This window comes from Streptomyces sp. NPDC101132, assembly GCF_044759225.1.
Taxonomy (GTDB): Bacteria; Actinomycetota; Actinomycetes; order Streptomycetales; family Streptomycetaceae; genus Streptomyces.
The window spans coordinates 243,142-260,304 of sequence record NZ_JBIVYX010000005.1 but is presented as its reverse complement, the minus strand read 5'-3'; the positions used below and the strand labels follow the sequence as shown (position 1 = coordinate 260,304).

Annotated in this window: 12 protein-coding genes; 9 read left to right on the top strand and 3 right to left on the bottom strand. The window is 74.0% G+C overall.

All coding sequences use genetic code 11. The features are described from left to right. Nucleotides 1-12: 12 nt before the first annotated feature. From ACIQUR_RS14030 to ACIQUR_RS14010, 5 genes are all read left to right on the top strand, one after another. The gene (locus ACIQUR_RS14030; RefSeq protein ID WP_403663350.1) at nucleotides 13-2,628 is read left to right on the top strand and encodes a protein kinase; all 2,616 of its coding nucleotides are present in this window, start codon (nucleotides 13-15) and stop codon (nucleotides 2,626-2,628) included. A gap of 103 nt (nucleotides 2,629-2,731) precedes the next feature. After that, nucleotides 2,732-4,306 (top strand): serine/threonine-protein kinase, encoded by a 1,575-nt coding sequence (locus ACIQUR_RS14025; RefSeq protein WP_403663347.1) that lies wholly within the window; start codon nucleotides 2,732-2,734, stop codon nucleotides 4,304-4,306. Between the two features lie 114 nt (nucleotides 4,307-4,420). Further along, nucleotides 4,421-6,034: a succinic semialdehyde dehydrogenase gene (locus tag ACIQUR_RS14020; protein ID WP_403663344.1), complete on the top strand. Its 1,614-nt coding sequence runs from the start codon at nucleotides 4,421-4,423 to the stop codon at nucleotides 6,032-6,034. 122 nt (nucleotides 6,035-6,156) lie between these two features. Beyond that, nucleotides 6,157-7,908 carry a GMC family oxidoreductase N-terminal domain-containing protein gene (locus ACIQUR_RS14015; RefSeq protein ID WP_403663930.1) on the top strand — a complete coding sequence of 584 codons (1,752 nt, stop codon included), beginning with the start codon at nucleotides 6,157-6,159 and terminating at the stop codon, nucleotides 7,906-7,908. 220 nt (nucleotides 7,909-8,128) lie between these two features. Next, the gene (locus tag ACIQUR_RS14010; RefSeq protein ID WP_403663341.1) at nucleotides 8,129-9,745 is read left to right on the top strand and encodes a peptidase; all 1,617 of its coding nucleotides are present in this window, start codon (nucleotides 8,129-8,131) and stop codon (nucleotides 9,743-9,745) included. A gap of 570 nt (nucleotides 9,746-10,315) precedes the next feature. On the opposite strand, the gene ACIQUR_RS14005 is transcribed toward ACIQUR_RS14010, so the two are convergent. Further along, a complete protein-coding gene (locus tag ACIQUR_RS14005) occupies nucleotides 10,316-10,621 on the bottom strand; it encodes a chorismate mutase (RefSeq protein WP_399946193.1) in 306 nt (101 codons plus the stop codon). Between the two features lie 335 nt (nucleotides 10,622-10,956). On the opposite strand from ACIQUR_RS14005, the gene guaA reads away from it, so the two are divergent. The 4 genes from guaA (at nucleotide 10,957) to ACIQUR_RS13985 (ending at nucleotide 15,465) form a co-directional block, all read left to right on the top strand. Continuing rightward, nucleotides 10,957-12,543: a glutamine-hydrolyzing GMP synthase gene (gene guaA, locus ACIQUR_RS14000; RefSeq protein WP_403663337.1), complete on the top strand. Its 1,587-nt coding sequence runs from the start codon at nucleotides 10,957-10,959 to the stop codon at nucleotides 12,541-12,543. A 222-nt stretch (nucleotides 12,544-12,765) separates the two neighbouring features. Next, nucleotides 12,766-13,560 carry a class II aldolase/adducin family protein gene (locus ACIQUR_RS13995; protein WP_403663334.1) on the top strand — a complete coding sequence of 265 codons (795 nt, stop codon included), beginning with the start codon at nucleotides 12,766-12,768 and terminating at the stop codon, nucleotides 13,558-13,560. Between the two features lie 80 nt (nucleotides 13,561-13,640). Beyond that, on the top strand, nucleotides 13,641-14,909 hold the full coding sequence (locus ACIQUR_RS13990; protein WP_399946200.1) for a hypothetical protein: 1,269 nt from the start codon (nucleotides 13,641-13,643) through the stop codon (nucleotides 14,907-14,909). Nucleotides 14,910-14,928: 19 nt separating this feature from the next. After that, nucleotides 14,929-15,465 carry a DoxX family protein gene (locus ACIQUR_RS13985; RefSeq protein ID WP_403663331.1) on the top strand — a complete coding sequence of 179 codons (537 nt, stop codon included), beginning with the start codon at nucleotides 14,929-14,931 and terminating at the stop codon, nucleotides 15,463-15,465. On the opposite strand, the gene ACIQUR_RS13980 is transcribed toward ACIQUR_RS13985, so the two are convergent. Both ACIQUR_RS13980 and ACIQUR_RS13975 read right to left on the bottom strand, forming a co-directional pair. Continuing rightward, entirely contained in the window at nucleotides 15,459-15,704 is a 246-nt protein-coding gene (locus tag ACIQUR_RS13980; RefSeq protein WP_403663328.1) for a hypothetical protein, read from the bottom strand. The two genes, ACIQUR_RS13985 and ACIQUR_RS13980, sit on opposite strands and share 7 nt — an antisense overlap. Continuing rightward, complete coding sequence (locus tag ACIQUR_RS13975; RefSeq protein ID WP_403663325.1) at nucleotides 15,691-17,040, bottom strand: PspC domain-containing protein; 1,350 nt, start codon at nucleotides 17,038-17,040, stop codon at nucleotides 15,691-15,693. The genes ACIQUR_RS13980 and ACIQUR_RS13975 overlap by 14 nt, the downstream gene beginning before the upstream one ends. Nucleotides 17,041-17,163 lie beyond the last annotated feature (123 nt).

Genomic DNA, 17,163 nt, shown 5'->3' with positions numbered 1-17,163 from the left:
GGGGTAGGCGTCGTGGAGGAGTACGCGGGCAGGGTGCTGGCCGACCGCTATCGCCTGCCCCTGCCTCCCTCCGACGAGTACGAACTCGTCGAGACGCGCGCCTTCGACACCCACAGCGGGCAGGAAGTGCTGGTCCGGCAGGTCCCGTTGCCGGAGATCGTGGACGCGGAACTGCTGGAGGCGGACGGGCGTACGGCGCCGCCCGCGCCCCGCCGGGCCGCCGGCGGCGCCACCCGGCGCCCCACCGATCCGGCCGTGCGCCGGGCGATCGAGGCGGCCCAGGCCGCCGCCCGCATCCCCGACCACCCACGGCTGGACCAGGTCTTCGACGTGTTCGCCGAGGCCGGGTCCCTCTGGATAGTGAGTGAACTCGTCGCCGCCCGGCCGCTGGCGGCGCTCCTGGCGGACCGCCCGCTCAACGCCTACCGCGCCGCCGAGGTCGCCTCGGACGTGCTGACCGCCCTGCGCGTGCTGCACGCGCACGGCTGGACCCACCGCAACATCACCGTGCGGACGGTGCTGGTCTGCGACGACGGCCGGGTGGTCCTCACCGGCCTGGCCGCCGGCGCCGCCGAGGAGGCGCTGTGCGGGTACGACCCGGTCCCGCCGGCCGACTCCGGGGATACGGGGCTCCCCGCGCCCACACCCGGCTCCGCCCCGCCGCCCGCGGGCCCGACGACCAGCACCACGGCAGCCGTTCCCGCCCCGGGCACCCCGCCCCCGCCCTCCCGTACGGCCCCGGCCGCCCCGGCACCCGACCCGCGGCCCCCCGTCGCCCCCGGCTACGGCACGCCCGGCGGCGCCGACCTCAAGGCGGCCGCCCGCGCCGGGGCCATCGCCGCCTACCGCGCCGGCGCCCAGGCCGCCGCCACCCGCCGCGTACCCGAGCCCGAACCGCCGCGCCCCCAGGGCTCCAACCTCCCCCAGGGCTACTCGTACCCGTACGGCGGCCCGGAGACGGCGAACCGGCGCCTGCCCGCCCGCCCGGCACTCCCGCAGGGCTACACCCCGGCCACGGCCCCGCCCACGGGAGCCGAGCCGCCGGCACCCCGGCCCGCTGCCCCCGAGCCACCCCACCTCCCGGCCCCGCACCAGCCCCGGCAGCCGGACCGCACGCCGCAGCCGGACCGCACGCCTCAGCCGGACCCGCGGCCGGACCCGCCCCTCGCCACGGGCCCCGCCACCGGCCCCGCACCCGGCCCAGCCGCCCCCTCGGGCTGGGACGCCCCGGCCCCCGCGGCGGGCCGCGGCCCCGGCACCCCGCTGGCCGCCGAGCGCGCCCGGCAGACCCGGATCGCCGTGGTGGGCCCGGTCACCGAGCGCTGGGCGCCCGAACAGGCCCACCCCGTACACGAGAACTGGCAGCTGGCGGCACCCGTCGGTCCCGCCACCGACCTGTGGGCGCTCGGCGCGCTCCTCTACCGCGCGGTCCAGGGCCACGCCCCCTACCCGGAGGACAGCGGGGCCGAACTGGTCGAGCTGGTCTGCTCCGAGCCCCCGGCGTTCGCCGAGGAGTGCGGCCCGCTGCGCCCGGTGGTCGAGTCCCTGCTGCGCCAGGACCCCACCGAGCGACCGGACTTCGAGGAGCTGCGCGGCTGGCTGCGCTCCCTGGTCCGGTCCGCCCCCGAGCCCGAGGCCGGCACCCGCGCGGTGCCGCTGCCCGCGCCCGACGCCACGAAGCTGCCGATCGTGCGGCGCCGCGGCGAACTGGTGCGCAAGCGGCGTCCGGGGCGCGAGGGTTCGGGCCACGGCAGGCACCGCCAGCCCGCCCCGCCCCGGCGCGGGAGCGCCGCCCGGGGCAGCTCCAAGGGCACCTTCGAAGGCGCTTCCGGGAAACCCAGGGCGGCCCGGTCCGGCTACCGCAGCACCTCCGCCGGCACCGCGTCGGCCGCCGCTCCCCGTACCTCCGGGACCGGTTCGGCCCGTCCCGCCCGGGCGCTGGGCCGCACCCTGCTGCTGGTGATCCTGCTGGCGCTGGCGGCCTGTGTGGCGTACGCGATGGTGTTCCTGCCCAAGGCGGAACCCACCGCGCAGAACGTCCCGCAGCGCCCCGGCGCCACGTCCGCCGACCCCGGCACGCCCACCACCCGGGCGCCGAGCCCCGCGCGGAGCAACTCCCGTCCGCAGCCGCAGACCACGGCCCCGGCCACGGCTCCCGCCCCGACCGGCGGTGCCGTGCCGGCGGGCTACACGCTCGCCAAGGACACCGAGGGCTTCGAGGTCGCCGTACCGCAGGGCTGGCAGCGGCGGCCGCTGAACGACAGCGGCCAGGTCCGGTACTCCAACGGGGACTTCGAGCTGATCCTGGTGCCCGGCCGGGACCCGGCGCCCGGTGCGGGCGACCCGCTCGGCTACCAGCGGGACAGGGAACGCGAACTGGAGCCGGTCCGCAGCAGCAGCTGGGGCACCCAGACCGGGGTCCGCGAGATCACCGTGGGTAACCGGAAGATGGCCGAAGGGCAGTACACCTGGACCGACGGGAGCGGCCGTTCGGTCTACGTCCGCAACCGTGTGTACGCGCTCGGCGGCGGGTACCACGTGCTGATGGTGATCGGTCCGGATTCCGGACGCGACAAGGTCACCGAGATCTACGAGCGTGCCACGGCCAGTTACCGCAGTACGCGTTAAACCGACAGTTGCGTCACAGTGCGGTCTCGCAGGCCGCTCGTGGTACCTGGACGGTGACTTCGCTCCGTAACCTGGCTCAAGTTGCACAGAGTGGCGGGAATTCGTGAATCAGAGGACAGGCGCGGGCTCGGTACTCGCGGGCCGGTACCGGCTCGGCGAGCCCATCGGCAGCGGCGGCATGGGCAAGGTGTGGCGCGCGCACGACGAGCTCCTGCACAGGATCGTGGCCGTCAAGGAACTGACGGCGGGTCTGTACGTCGCCGAGGCCGACCGGGCGGTCCTCGTGGAGCGGACCCGCAAGGAGGCCCGCGCGGCCGCCCGCATCCAGCACCCGGCCGTGGTGACCGTGCACGACGTGCTGGAGCACGACGACCGGCCGTGGATCGTGATGGAGTACATCGACGGCCCCTCGCTCGCCGACGCGGTGAAGGAGACCGGGCACATCGACCCGCGCGAGGCGGCCAGGATCGGGCTGCACGTGCTGGGCGCGCTGCGGGCCGCGCACGCCGTCGGCGTCCTGCACCGGGACGTGAAGCCGGGCAACGTGCTGCTGGCCAAGGACGGCCGCGTGCTGCTGACGGACTTCGGGATCGCGGCGATCGAGGGCGACTCCTCCATCACGCGGACCGGTGAACTCGTCGGCTCCATCGACTACCTGGCTCCCGAGCGGGTCACCGGCGGCGCCCCCGACCCGGCCTCCGACCTGTGGGCGCTGGGCGCGACGCTGTACACGGCGGTCGAGAACCGGTCGCCCTTCCGCCGTACCTCGCCGCTGTCCAGCCTGGCGGCCGTGGTCAACGACGAGCTGCCGCCGCCCCGTCAGGCCGGCGCGCTGGGGCCGGTGATCACGGCGCTGCTGTGCAAGGACCCGGCGCAGCGGCCGAACGCGGCCGAGGCCGAGCGGATGCTGCTGGAGGCGATGGAGGGCCGGGCGCCCAAGGCCGCGCACGCGTACGTGCCCACCCAGCGGATCACCGCCGACCAGGTGCCCGCCGGGGCGCCCGGGGGCACCGCGCGGCTGCCGGAGCAGCACCAGTTCGTCCGTACGGACGCCCGGCCCCCGGCCGGGCCGCTCCGGCGGGCCGTGCTGGTGGCCGTGGTGGCGGCGCTGCTGGGCGGCGGCATCGCCTTCGGGATCCTGCGGTACGCCGACGGCGGCGGTACGGACGACCCCTCGGGCAAGCCCACGGCGAGCGGGAGCGGGAAGACTGCCCAGGCCGGGGAGACGCTGCCGGCCGGGTGGGTCAGGGTCGACGACCCCGAGGGCTTCAGCCTGGCGGTGCCGAAGGGCTGGAAGCGGCAGACGGACGGCGACCAGATCGACTACACCCCGGACAACGGCCGGCACCGCATCCGGATCAGCCGGGACGCCACCCCGGACTTCGAGAACCCGTACATGCACCTGCTGGACGTGGAGAAGACGGTGCGGACCCGGCTGCCGAAGTACCACCGGGAGACGCTGCACGCGAACACCTTCCGGGGGCAGACCCAGGCCGGGATCTGGGAGTTCACCTGGACGGAGAAGAAGGACAGCCCCGGCCCGAAGCGGGCGATCGACCAGATGTACGTGGCGCCCGACGGGACCGAGTACGCGATCTACATGTCGTCCCCGGTCAAGGACTGGGACACCACCCGCCAGCAGTTCGACACGGTGCTCAGGACGTGGAAGACCACCTGAGCCCGGGGCGGTGAGCGCCTGAGCTGGGACGTTGCCAGTGGATGCTGGCAGTGATGGCAAAATATGGTTACCGGCGGGTACCCAAAGGCTTGCGTTCCGCATACCCTCACGGCCATGACGGACTCGCTGGCCCCGGCCACCGCCCCCACCAATCCCGTGGCTCCGACCCCGGCAGGCGTACGCACCGCAGCCGACGTCGTGACCCCCGACCTGGTAGCCCGCCTGACCCGCGGAGTGGCGGGCTCCGGCCGGACCGCCAACCACACCCCCTTCACCGGGGAGAAGCTGGCCGACATGCCCGAGTCCACCCCCGAGGACGTGGCCGCCGCCTTCGAGCGGGCCCGCGCCGCCCAGCAGGCCTGGGCGGCGGTGCCGGCCCGCCGCCGGGCCGCCGTCCTGCTGCGCTTCCACGACCTGGTCCTCTCCCGCCAGTCCGAGGTGCTCGACCTCATCCAGCTGGAGACCGGCAAGGCCCGCCTGCACGCCCACGAGGAGGTCCAGGCCGTCGCGGTCGCCGCCCGGCACTACGGCCGCAAGGCACCCGCCTACCTGCGCCCCAAGAGCCACACCGGCGCCATGCCCACCCTCACCAAGGTCACCGAACTGCGCCAGCCCCGCGGGGTCGTCGGCCAGATCGCGCCCTGGAACTACCCGCTGGAGCTGTCCGTCGGCGACGCCCTGCCCGCCTTCGTCGCGGGCAACGCGGTGGTGATGAAGCCCGACACCGAGACCGCGCTGACCGCCCTGTGGGCCCGCGACGTGCTCATCGAGGCCGGACTGCCGGCGGAGGTCTTCCAGATCGTGCTCGGCGAGGGCCCGGTCGTCGGCCCCGAGGTCGTCAAGCACGCCGACTACGTCTCCTTCACCGGCTCCACCCGCACCGGCCGCGAGGTCGCCCAGGGCGCCGCCGCCCGCCTGGTCGGCGTGTCCCTGGAGCTCGGCGGCAAGAACGCGATGCTCGTCCTGCACGACGCCGACGTCGAGAAGGCCGCCGCCGGCGCCGTCCGCGCCTGCTTCTCCTCCGCCGGCCAGCTCTGCATCTCCATCGAGCGGCTGTACGTCCACGCCTCCGTCGCCGACGAGTTCGTCGCCCGCTTCGCCGCCCGCACCAAGGCCATGCGCCTCGGCAGCGCCCTCGCGTACGGCGCGGACATGGGCTCGCTGGTCGGCGAGCGCCAGCTGGAGACCGTCAAGCGGCACGTCGAGGAGGCCGTCGAGAAGGGCGCCAGGCTCGTGGCCGGCGGCGTCCACCGCACCGACATCGGCCCGCTCTTCTACGAGCCCACGATCCTCGACGGCGTCGAGTCGCCCATGGCCGTCTGCGCCGAGGAGACCTTCGGCCCGGTCGTCTCGGTCTACCGCTTCACCGACGAGGACGAGGTCATCGCCCAGGCCAACGCCACCGCCTACGGCCTGAACTCCAGCGTCTGGACCAAGGACGCCCGGCGCGGCCACCAGGTCGCGGCCCGCCTGCGCACCGGCACGGTCAACATCAACGAGGGGTACGCGCCGGCCTACGGCAGCGTCCAGTCCCCGATGGGCGGCATGAAGGACTCCGGCCTCGGCCGCCGCCACGGCTCCGAGGGCATCCTCAAGTACACCGAGGCCCAGACGGTCGCCCACCAGCGACTGCTGCCGATGGCCCCCTCCCTCGGCATGGACGACGACCGCTACGCGGCCTTCATGACCCGCAGCCTGCGGGTCATGAAGGCCCTCCGGATGCGCTAGGAGTACCGGTGACCGACCAGCACGAGAACGGCACCCCCGCGGGCCCCGGCGGCACCCCGGCCGGCGGCACCCCGGCCGACGCCGACGCGGGCGACGCCGCGTACGACTACGACGTCCTCGTCATCGGCTCGGGCTTCGGCGGCTCCGTCTCCGCCCTGCGCCTGACCGAGAAGGGCTACCGCGTCGGCGTCCTGGAGGCGGGCCGCCGCTTCACCCGCGAGACCCTCCCGAAGAACTCCTGGGACCTGCGCAACTACCTGTGGGCGCCCGCCCTGGGCCTGTACGGCATCCAGCGCATCCACCTGCTCGGCAACGTGATGGTGCTGGCCGGCGCCGGCGTCGGCGGCGGCTCCCTCAACTACGCCAACACCCTCTACGTACCGCCGAAGGCCTTCTTCCAGGACCGGCAGTGGGCCGGGATCACCGACTGGCAGGAGGAGCTGGCCCCGTACTACGACCAGGCCAAGCGGATGCTCGGGGTGCGGCTGAACCCGACCATGACCCCCTCCGACGTCCACCTCAAGGCGGCCGCCGAGAAGATGGGCGTCGGCGACAGCTTCCACATGGCCCCGGTCGGCGTCTTCTTCGGCGACGGCGAGGACGCCGAGGGCGCGTCCCGTGCGAAGGCCGGCCAGGAGGTCCCCGATCCCTACTTCGGCGGGGCCGGACCCTCCCGCAAGGCCTGCACCGAGTGCGGCGAGTGCATGACCGGCTGCCGGCACGGCGCCAAGAACACCCTCAACGAGAACTACCTGCACCTCGCCGAGCGCGCCGGCGCCGTCATCCACCCGATGACCACCGTCACCGCGCTCTCCGAGCACCCCGAGGGCGGCTACCGCGTCCGCACCGTCCCCACCGACAGCCGCCGCAAGGGCAGGGCCACCGTGCTGCGCGCCCGGTACGTGGTCGTCGCCGCCGGCACGTACGGCACCCAGACCCTGCTGCACACGATGAAGGACCGGGGCGAACTGCCCCGCCTCTCGCCGCGGCTGGGCGAGCTGACCCGCACCAACTCCGAGGGCCTGGTCGGCGCCCAGACCGACGACCGCCGCTACCGCAGGCGGCACGGGAAGAAGGCCGACTTCACCAGGGGTGTCGCGATCACCTCCTCGGTGCACCCCGACGCCGACACGCACATCGAGCCGGTGCGCTACGGCAAGGGCTCCAACGCCATGGGCTTCATGACCGTGCTCCAGGTGCCCTACTCCAGGCACCGGGTCGCCGCCTGGTTCGCCAGGACCGCCCGGCATCCCGTCCAGCTGCTGCGCTCGATCTCCAACCGGCGCTGGTCCGAGCGGACCATCATCGGCCTGGTCATGCAGTCCCTGGACAACTCCCTCACCACCTACCGCAAGCCGGGCGGCATCGGGAAGGGCCTGCTCACCGCGCGCCAGGGCCACGGGGCGCCCAACCCGACGCAGATCGCCGAGGCCACCCGGGCCGCGACGCTGCTGGCCGAGGAGATCAACGGCTTCCCGGGCAGCAACGTGGGCGAGCTGATGGGCACCCCGCTCACCGCGCACTTCCTGGGCGGCTGCCCGATCGGCGGCTCCGCGGAGGAGGGCGTGGTCGACCCGTACCACCGGCTGTACGGCTACCCGGGCGTCTTCGTGGTGGACGGCGCGGCCGTCTCCGCGAACCTGGGCGTGAACCCCTCGCTGACCATCACCGCGCAGGCGGAGCGGGCCATGTCCTACTGGCCGAACAAGGGCGAGGCCGATCCGCGACCGGCGCAGGGCGAGGCGTACGTACGGCTCTCCGCGGTGGAACCCGTGAGCCCGGCCGTGCCCAAGGACGCCTTCGGGGCGCTGCGCCTGCCCTTCCTCGCCGTGCCCGAGGTGCCGAAGCGGCCCGCGGCCGGGGCGCGGGAGTAGCGACGGGAAAGCGAAAGGGGCTGCACCCCCCTCCTGGTGCAGCCCCTCACGCCGGAGCGTTGGTTCCGCATAGGTGACACGTGATCGGTGGGGATGGTTGTAGCCGGATCCCCGAAATCCCGTGTGACCCGGGTCACATGAGGGGGTCGCTCGGTGATCGTCCTCAATTCGTGACCTCCGGGTACGCAACTCTGTTCGGGCTTCGCCGGTCGAAGCGGTCATGAGACGAATCTCCCTGCTGGCTGCGGCGGGCCTCGTGGCCCTTGGGCTGACCACCCCCGCACAGGCCGCCGGCCCCGACTACACCCTGAGCGGCACGACCGAGGTCGGCCTCTCCCCGTACTCCGGAACCGGCGCGCCCAAGGCGTCCACCGCCGACATCTGGGTCACCAACCCGACGGAGAGGGACTACGAGGGCGAGTACACCGTCACGCTCGACCTGAGCGCGCTCAAGGGCGTGGCCGAGGTCAGCGTGAAGGAGGAGGGCAGCCGGGACTGCGAGCGCACCGGCGACCGGATCGTCTGCCGTGACGACCGCCTGTACGCTGGTTTGCAGGGCGTGGTGGAGCTGGAGCTCGAAGCCGCCGAGGGCAGCGAGCTCGGCGACCACGGCGCGATCAAGGTGACCGGCAAGGCCGCCGGCATCAACCTCACCTCCTTCTCCACCGAGGTCACCGTCGGCGGCCCGGACCTGGTGATGCAGCGGCTGAAGCTGAAGAGCGCGATGAAGGTCGGCGACAAGCAGGCCACCCCGGTCGCGTTCGTCAACCAGGGCACCCGCCCGGCCAACGGCGTGGTCCTGGAGCTGATGACCACCCGAGGCCTGGAGTTCGTCGAGAAGTACGACAACTGCGAGTTCCGCCCGGACGGCCCCCAGGCGCACGGCTGGGGCACCACCGTCTGCACCTTCGAGGGCTCCTTCGAGCCGCAGTACGTCTACCAGCTCGACCAGCCGCTGAACCTGCGGGCCACCAACCGGGCCTGGTACGACTCCTTCGTCTACCGCATCCACGAGACCCCCCGCGGGGCCGCCCCGCTGAAGGCCCCCGGCAAGGGCGCCAGGCTGGGCCTGAAGCCGGCCGCCTCGAAGTTCTCCGGCGACCTGAACCCGTGGGACAACCAGCAGGAGTTCGACTTCCGCACCGCCAACACGGCCGACTTCGCCGCCACCCCGGTCACCCTGAAGGCCGCGGCGGGCCAGACCGTCCGCGCCTCCTTCGGCTTCCGCAACCACGGTCCGGCGTGGATCGCCAACATCCGCTCGGGCGAGCCGGCCGCGACCGTCGACGTCAAGATCCCCACGGGCGCTCGGGTGACGAAGAAGCCCGAGGAGTGCTCGGCCCTCAACGCCGACTACAGCCGGCGCGAGCAGCCGCTCGGTGCCCCGCTCTACCGCTGCGGCACCGGCCACATCGTGGACGAGAACGAGAGCGTCTCCTTCCCCTTCGAGCTGAGGGTCGACGCGGTGGTCCCCGACGCCGCGGGCTCCGTGACCGCCGGCTCGTGGCGGGGCCCCGAGGCCCTCGGCAAGCTCCCGTTCGACCCGAACCACGCCAACAACGCGGCCGTCTTCCTGCTGAACCCCTCCGAGACCGACCCGACGACGGACCCGACCGCGTCCCCGACGCCGACCGCCTCCGCCTCGGCCTCCGCGAGCCCGTCGGCGAGCGCGTCCCCGTCCGGTTCCCCGACGCCGTCCGCGTCGGCCACGCCGGGCGGCCAGCTCGGCAACACCGGCAGCAACGCGGGTCTGCTCGCGGCCGGTGCGGCGGCCGCCGTGGCCGGCGGCGCGGCGATCTTCTTCGCGGCCCGCCGCCGCCAGGTGCAGCGTCACTGACGTCTCCCGCGCGGCGTGCGCCCGTACGCCGGTATGCCGAAGGGCCCCGCGGATCGTGTCCGCGGGGCCCTTCGTGCGTCGGCCCGGCGTCAGGGCAGCGCCGGAACCGATCCGCGGCGCCGGGGGGTGCGCCGCGTGGCAGGTGACTGCATGGTGCTCGACGGACCGGCGGCCCGCAACCATTTCCGCCGGGGTGACCGTTTGCGGCCAGCCGCGCCGGGCGCCGTGGTCACGGAGGGTGCCCGCGCCGGCCGGGGAGGGAAACGGAAGGGGAATCGGACCGGCCGGCTCCGGGCGTCCCCGGAACCGGCCGTCCTTTTGGGGTGACCGGGCTGCTGTCCCCTGCCGACCGGTCACGCGCTGGGGCGAGGTCCCACGACGTACGCTCCACGGGCCGTACGTCTCATCGCTCCAGCGGAGCCACGCGTGGTGTGTGCGGCCCGCGGCTGGCTGGCGCGGACTACCCACACCAACGAAGGGCCCCGGGGGCGGTCACGGTCCGGACGGGTGACAAACGCGTGGCCGCGTGGGCCGGCACGCGGCGCCTCCGCACCCGGCCCGGTACGCCCGTCACACCCGGCCGCGGCACAGCTCCAGCAGCGTCATCGCCAGCGCGGTGCCGGGCTTGCCCAGGGCCTCGCTGTAGTGCGACAGCACCTCCATCTCGCGCGAGAGGTTCACCCGGCGGCCGCCGGAGGTGATCCGGGCCTCCTGGATGACGGCCGAGACGGCCATCCGCTCCTGGATCAGGCCGATGATCCGGTCGTCGAGCGCGTCGATGCGGTCCCGCGCGCCGGTGATCAGCTCGGCGGCGTCGGCGGTCCGGGCGCCGGTGGCCTCGGCGCGGGTCTGCGTGGCGGTGGCGGTGATCGTCATGGGGTGTCTCCTGTCGGGGTGTGGTGGCCGACAGTCCGCGAACGACAGAGCGCCCCGGGCCTGTCGGCCGGGGGCGCTCTGGGGGTTCAGTGGCTCAAGCGGAGCATCACGAGGACCCATGGCGACCGGACCGGCCGGTGCCATAGGTAAAGAGGAAGCTCAGCTGCTTGCGCACGGCACGGATTATTGCCGCACGCGGCGCCCGGGGCCAAGCGGGTTCGGATGCTGAGACGAGAGCCGGCCCCCGCCCGCTTCGGATGGTGAGACGAAGACGCCCGCACCGCCCCCGTTAGAATCGACAAAACAACACCCTCTTTCCCGCCGGAAGGCCCGCCGTGCCAGAAGCACCCTCCGCCGCCCCGGACGTCGTCCTCGTTGTCGACTTCGGCGCGCAGTACGCCCAGCTCATCGCCCGCCGCGTCCGTGAGGCCCGGGTCTACAGCGAGATCGTGCCGAGCACGATGCCCGTCGCCGAGATGCTGGCCAAGAACCCGAAGGCGGTCATCCTCTCCGGCGGCCCGTCCTCCGTGTACGAGGAGGGTGCCCCCACCCTCGACGCCGCCGGTGACCTGTTCGACTCCGGTGTTCCGGTGTTCGGCATGTGCTACGGCTTCCAGCTGATGGCCACCACCCTCGGCGGCACCGTCGACAACACCGGCGCCCGCGAGTACGGCCGTACGCCGCTGTCCGTCAGCAAGACCGGCTCCACGCTCTTCGAGGGCACCCCGGAGCACCAGTCGGTGTGGATGTCGCACGGCGACGCCTGCTCCGCCGCGCCGGAGGGCTTCACCGTCACCGCCTCCACCAACGTGGTGCCGGTCGCGGCCTTCGAGAACGACGCCCGGAAGCTGTACGGCGTGCAGTACCACCCCGAGGTGATGCACTCCACGCACGGCCAGCAGATCCTGGAGCACTTCCTCTACCGCGGCGCCGGCCTGAAGCCCGACTGGACCACCGGCAACGTCATCGAGGAGCAGATCGCGGCCATCCGCGAGCAGGTCGGCGACAAGCGCGCCATCTGCGGCCTCTCCGGCGGCGTGGACTCCGCGGTCGCCGCGGCCCTGGTCCAGAAGGCCATCGGCTCGCAGCTCACCTGCGTCTACGTCGACCACGGTCTGATGCGCAAGGGCGAGACCGAGCAGGTCGAGAAGGACTTCGTGGCCGCCACCGGCGTGCAGCTGAAGGTCGTCGACGCGCAGGAGCGCTTCCTCGCCGCCCTCGCCGGGGTCTCCGACCCCGAGGAGAAGCGGAAGATCATCGGCCGCGAGTTCATCCGCGTCTTCGAGCAGGCCCAGGCCGAGATCATCGCCGAGGCCCCGGGCGACCAGCCCGTCGAGTTCCTGGTCCAGGGCACCCTGTACCCGGACGTGGTCGAGTCCGGCGGCGGCACCGGTACCGCGAACATCAAGTCGCACCACAACGTCGGCGGCCTCCCCGAGGACCTCGAGTTCCAGCTGATCGAGCCGCTGCGCAAGCTGTTCAAGGACGAGGTCCGGATGGTCGGCCAGGAGCTCGGCCTGCCCGAGGAGATCGTCCAGCGCCAGCCGTTCCCGGGCCCCGGCCTCGGCATCCGCATCGTCGGCGAGGTCACCCGGGAGCGCCTGGACCTGCTGCGCGAGGCCGACGCGATCGCCCGCGCCGAGCTGACCGCGGCCGGCCTCGACCGCGAGATCTGGCAGTGCCCGGTGGTCCTCCTCGCCGACGTCCGCAGCGTCGGCGTGCAGGGTGACGGCCGTACGTACGGCCACCCGATCGTGCTCCGCCCGGTCTCGTCCGAGGACGCCATGACCGCCGACTGGACCCGGATGCCGTACGAGGTGCTCGCCCGCATCTCGACCCGCATCACCAACGAGGTCAAGGACGTCAACCGGGTCGTCCTCGACTGCACCAGCAAGCCGCCGGGCACCATCGAGTGGGAGTAGGAAACAAGTGCCGGGAGGTGCCCACTCTCCGCCGACGCGGAGGTGTTCCGCCCCCGGGCACCATCGAGTGGGAGTGACCCCCCCCGGTACGCCGCCGAGGCCGCCGTCCGCCCTTCCGGGCGGGCGGCGGCCTCGCCGTTTCTCTGGTCACCTGCCGCAGCCGCCGGTACTTTGCGCCGCGAGCCGAGCCGTCTCGAAGGAGCGCCGATGCCAGGAGCGCCGATGCCAGAGCTGCCCCCGCCCGTGCCCGTCGACCGGCTCCGGTTCGCCCTGCCGCCCCGGCACGCGACCGCCGAGGCGGAGCGCGCGTACCGCAAGGAGCGGCTGGCCGGGGCGCTCCGGCTGTTCGGTGCGCTCGGCTTCGAGGACGGGGTGTCGGGGCACATCACCGCCCGGGACCCCGGCTTCACCGACTGCTACTGGGTCAACCCCTTCGGCACGGCCTTCTCCCTGATCCGCCCCGAGGACCTGCTGCTCGTCGACGGCGCAGGGCGGGTGCTCCAGGGGGAAGCGCGGGTCAACGAGGCCGCGTTCGCACTGCACGCCGCCGTGCACCGGGCGCGGCCCGAGGTGGTGGCCGTGGCCCACGCCCACTCCGACCACGGGCGGGCCTTCGCCGCGCTCGGCGCACCGCTCGACCCCCTCACCCAGGAGGCCTGCGCCTTCTACGAGGACCACGCCCTGCTGCACCGCTACACCGGGGTGTCGGCGGACGAGGCGGAGGGCCGGCTGATCGCGGAGGCGCTCGGGCCGCACAAGGCGCTGGTGCTGCGCAACCACGGGCTGCTGACGGTGGGCGACTCGGTGGACGCGGCCGCCTGGTGGTTCGTGTCCATGGACCGGTGCTGCGGGATCCAGCTGGCCGCCCGGGCCGCCGGGCGGCCGGTGCTCATCGACCACAAGAACGCGGTGCTCACCCGCGAGCAGCTGGGCTCCGACCTGGTCGCGTGGATCAGCTACCAGCCCCTGTGGCAGCGGCACGCGTCAACATCACGTACGCAAGCTCACCCGCTCTGACATCGCTCGCAATCCGGAGCACTCCCGGCGTGGTGCACAATTCGCAGGCACTGCACGGTAGTTAGAGAGGCGGCACGTACGTGGCTGTCCAAGAGATCCACCACCGAAGTACGCACGGCGGCGGCTGCACCTGCGACGACTGTCCGCACGGCGCCCGTGAGGGCCACCGCAGGGCCGTCGCCGCCTTCCTGGAACAGCGCGACGAGTTCGCCGCCGGCCAGGGGCTGCCCGCCGCCGTCGCCCGGTCCGCCGGGGCCTCCCGCCAGTGGGTCTCCGACGAGCTGACCCAGGCCGCGCGCACCGTGGCCGAGCGGGGCCGTGAGGCCGGGCACTCCTGGCTCTACCTGCTGTCGCGGCGCGCGGTGCTGGCCGTCTGGATCGCGGCCGGCGTGCTGCTCCTGGTCCAGGTCGGCACCGCCCTCGGGACGGGCTGGTCCACCGCGCGGACCGCCGGGCTGCTGTCGGCGCTGGTGCTGGCCGGGCTGCTGACGGTGGCCGCTCGGGCCCAGACCCTGCGGGGCGGGCTGCTCGCGCCGCTGGTCGGCGAGGACAACCGGCTGTCCACGTCCAAGGCGGTGCCCTGCGCCTGGGTGCTGGTGACGGCGTTCGCCGCGCTGCTGCCCGCGCTGCGGCTGGCCGCCAGCCCGCCCGGGCCCGAGCGGGACGCGCTGTACGCCGGGCTGGAGCTGCCGCGGGCGCTGCCGCTGCTCGCGGTGCTGGCGCTGACCTCGGCCGTCGCCGTGCTGGTGCGGCGGGTGGTCTCCGTACGGATCCTGTCGCAGCGGCTGCAGAAGCTGCCGGCCGACCGGCCGCGCGGTGCGGACCTGCTCACCGACGACGCCGGGCGGGGGAGCCTGCCCGACGCGCAGTACGTGCTGGTGGCCACCGTGACGCTGGGCTTCGTGGCCGTGTCCCTGGCCCGCTACCCCGACCGGCTGCCGCACCTGCCCTGGTCGCTGGCGGTGCTGACGGCCCTGTCCGCCGGGGTGTACCTGGCCGCCAAGTACGCCGAGGGCTCGCGGCCCATGGTGCTGTCCGTGGTGCGCACGCGGGAGCCCGGGGACCTGGACGCCGCGATCCGCACCGGCGACGACATCGAGATCCGCGGCGTCGGGTTCGTGCCGGCCGGGGCGCAGACGCCGGAGATGCTGGCCCGGCTGGTGGTGCGGATCGGCGCGGTGCACGTACACGTGCCGCTGGTGCCGGTGGCGGGCGGCTTCGCCAACCCCTCGGACCAGGTGCTGACCGTGCCGGTGCCCGCCGACGTGGAGCCCGGGCGGGTGGACGTGCAGGTGGTCACCGCGGCCGGGGTGGAATCCAACCGCTGCACCATCGACGTGGCCGAATAGAGCGGGTAGACATGGTGGCGTGACCGGATTCAAGCTCTCCGACCTCGCCGCACTCCGAGCGCGGGCCGCGCGCCACGCTCTGCTGCCGCTGCGTGTCTTCCTCGGCGTGACCTTCGTGTACGCCGGGCTGGACAAGCTGACGGACCCGGCCTTCCTGAAGGCCTCCGGCTCGGGCTCGATCGGCGAGCTGATGGACGCCGTGCGGGACAGCTCCGCCGTCCCGGCCCTGGTCGACCTGGCGCTCCGGTCGCCGGTGGGCTTCGCCGTGGTCCTCGCGATCGGCGAGATCCTGGTGGGCCTCGGCACCCTCGCAGGGCTGTTCGCCCGGGTGGCCGCCGCCGGCGGAGCGCTGATCTCGCTCAGCCTCTGGCTCACCGTGAGCTGGCAGTCCGACCCGTACTACTACGGCAACGACCTGATCTACCTGATGTCCTGGCTGCCGCTGGTGCTGGCCGGGGCGCCCACCTTCTCGCTCGACGCGCTGCGCGCCGCGCGCAAGGGGGAGAGGCCCCTGCCCCCGGCCGGGGAGGCCGCGGCCGGCCCCCGGCCTCAGTAGCCCCGGCCCGGTCCGGACGTCACGCCCTCGCCCGCCTCCTCCCGGCGGTGGCCGCGGCGCACGATGTACGCGGCCCAGCCGGCCAGCGCGGCCAGGGACAGGCCCGCGCCGATCATCGGCACCAGCACCCACCAGGGGATCTCCAGCCCGCCCCGGGCGTCCACGGCGAACAGCACACCGGCCACCAGCAGCACGATCCCGGCTATCAGCCGTCCCGGCTGGAACTCATGACGCCGCACGGGCCACCTCCACCTGTCCCACTCCTGCCTTCAGGTCCAGCTCGATGGTCCCGCCCGGCGGGCTCCCGGCCGCGGGCGCCAGGGTCACCGACTTCCGCTGGTCGGGGTGGACCTGGATGTCGTCGGCCCTCTCGCCGGGGAGCCGGATGTCCCCGAGGCCCAGGTCGATCTCGGTCTCGGCGGTCACCCCGGGCGGCAGGACGACCTTGAGCTTCCCCGCGCCGATCTCCGCCGACACGGCCCGGGTCTGGCCCTTCGGCACCTCGATCCGGCTCAGGTCCAGCGTGGCCACGCCGGTGTCCGCCTCGTACCGCGGCTGCACCTGCGCCGCCGTGGCCGGTCGCCAGTACGTCCGCATCCAGTCCGTGCCGATCTCGCGCGGCAGCACGATGGAGCCCATCAGCAGGCCGGCCGTGACGAGCGCCAGGAACATGCTCCCGAACCCGGTGCGGCCCTTGACGGAGCTGACCGCGATGCCGAGCCCGAAGACCGCCAGCGCACAGGCCAGACCCGTCTGGAGTGCGGTGCCCAGCGGGCTGGTGTCCCAGGTCAGGCCGGTGCCCAGACCGCCCGCGAGGAGGGCGAGCAGGAAGATCCGGCCGCCGATCCCGCCCCGCCGGGGCTCCGCCTCGCCCCGGGGGGCCGTCGAGGTCCCGCCCCAGGACGGCGTCGGCTCCCCGGTGCTGCGGTCCACCCCGGCCGCGTCCGGCGGCCCCCAGAGGTAGCCGACCCCCACGGGCCCGGTCGTGCCGTCCTTGACCAGCGGGTCCCGCCACCAGGACATGACGCCGCCCGGGACGGGCGGGGCCTGGGTCTCCGGCGGGGCCTCGGCGCGCACGTGGGCGGCGACCGACGCCTCCAGGCGGGTGTCCCCGGAGTCGTCGGGGCGCTTCTGCGACCAGTGGGCGGCGCCGGCCAGCGCGAGGATCACCAGCGCCGAGAAGACGCCCAGCCCGCCGTTGTCCAGCATCGACAGGAACACCGCGCAGCCCACCAGGGCGGCCAGCAGCGCGGCCAGCGTGGAGCCCTCGACCCGGCCGGTCAGCAGCCGGCGCGCCTCGTTCTCCTCCTCGCCCTCGGCGGGCAGCAGCAGCCAGGCGAAGCCGTAGAAGATGAGGCCCACGCCGCCGGTGACCGCCAGCACGCCCAGCACGACCCGGAAGACGACGGGGTCCATGTCGTAGTGGCGGCCCAGGCCGCCGCAGACACCCGCCAGCACGCGGTTGCCGCGCGACCGGCGCAGGGGGGCACGGCCGGCCGCCGCGCGGCCCGGTCCGCGGTCCGGCGACGGGGCACCGGCGGAACCCGGGGTCGGGGAGTCGGAAGGCTCGGTCATGGCTCCATGGTGACGGGCGCGCGAACCACGGGACATCAGGCCTGACCCTGGCGCAACCCTGATATCCCCCGGGGAGAACTGGGGGGATGCCCTGATGCCCCGGGCCGCGCGCACGTGTGACCA

Coding starts and splice junctions, on each gene's coding strand:
- ACIQUR_RS14005 (WP_399946193.1), bottom strand. CDS start 10,621: ATGACGATCACCGCCACCGCCACGCAGACCCGCGCCGAGGCCACCGGC.
- ACIQUR_RS13975 (WP_403663325.1), bottom strand. CDS start 17,040: ATGACCGAGCCTTCCGACTCCCCGACCCCGGGTTCCGCCGGTGCCCCG.
- ACIQUR_RS14020 (WP_403663344.1), top strand. CDS start 4,421: ATGACGGACTCGCTGGCCCCGGCCACCGCCCCCACCAATCCCGTGGCT.
- ACIQUR_RS14010 (WP_403663341.1), top strand. CDS start 8,129: ATGAGACGAATCTCCCTGCTGGCTGCGGCGGGCCTCGTGGCCCTTGGG.
- ACIQUR_RS13995 (WP_403663334.1), top strand. CDS start 12,766: ATGCCAGAGCTGCCCCCGCCCGTGCCCGTCGACCGGCTCCGGTTCGCC.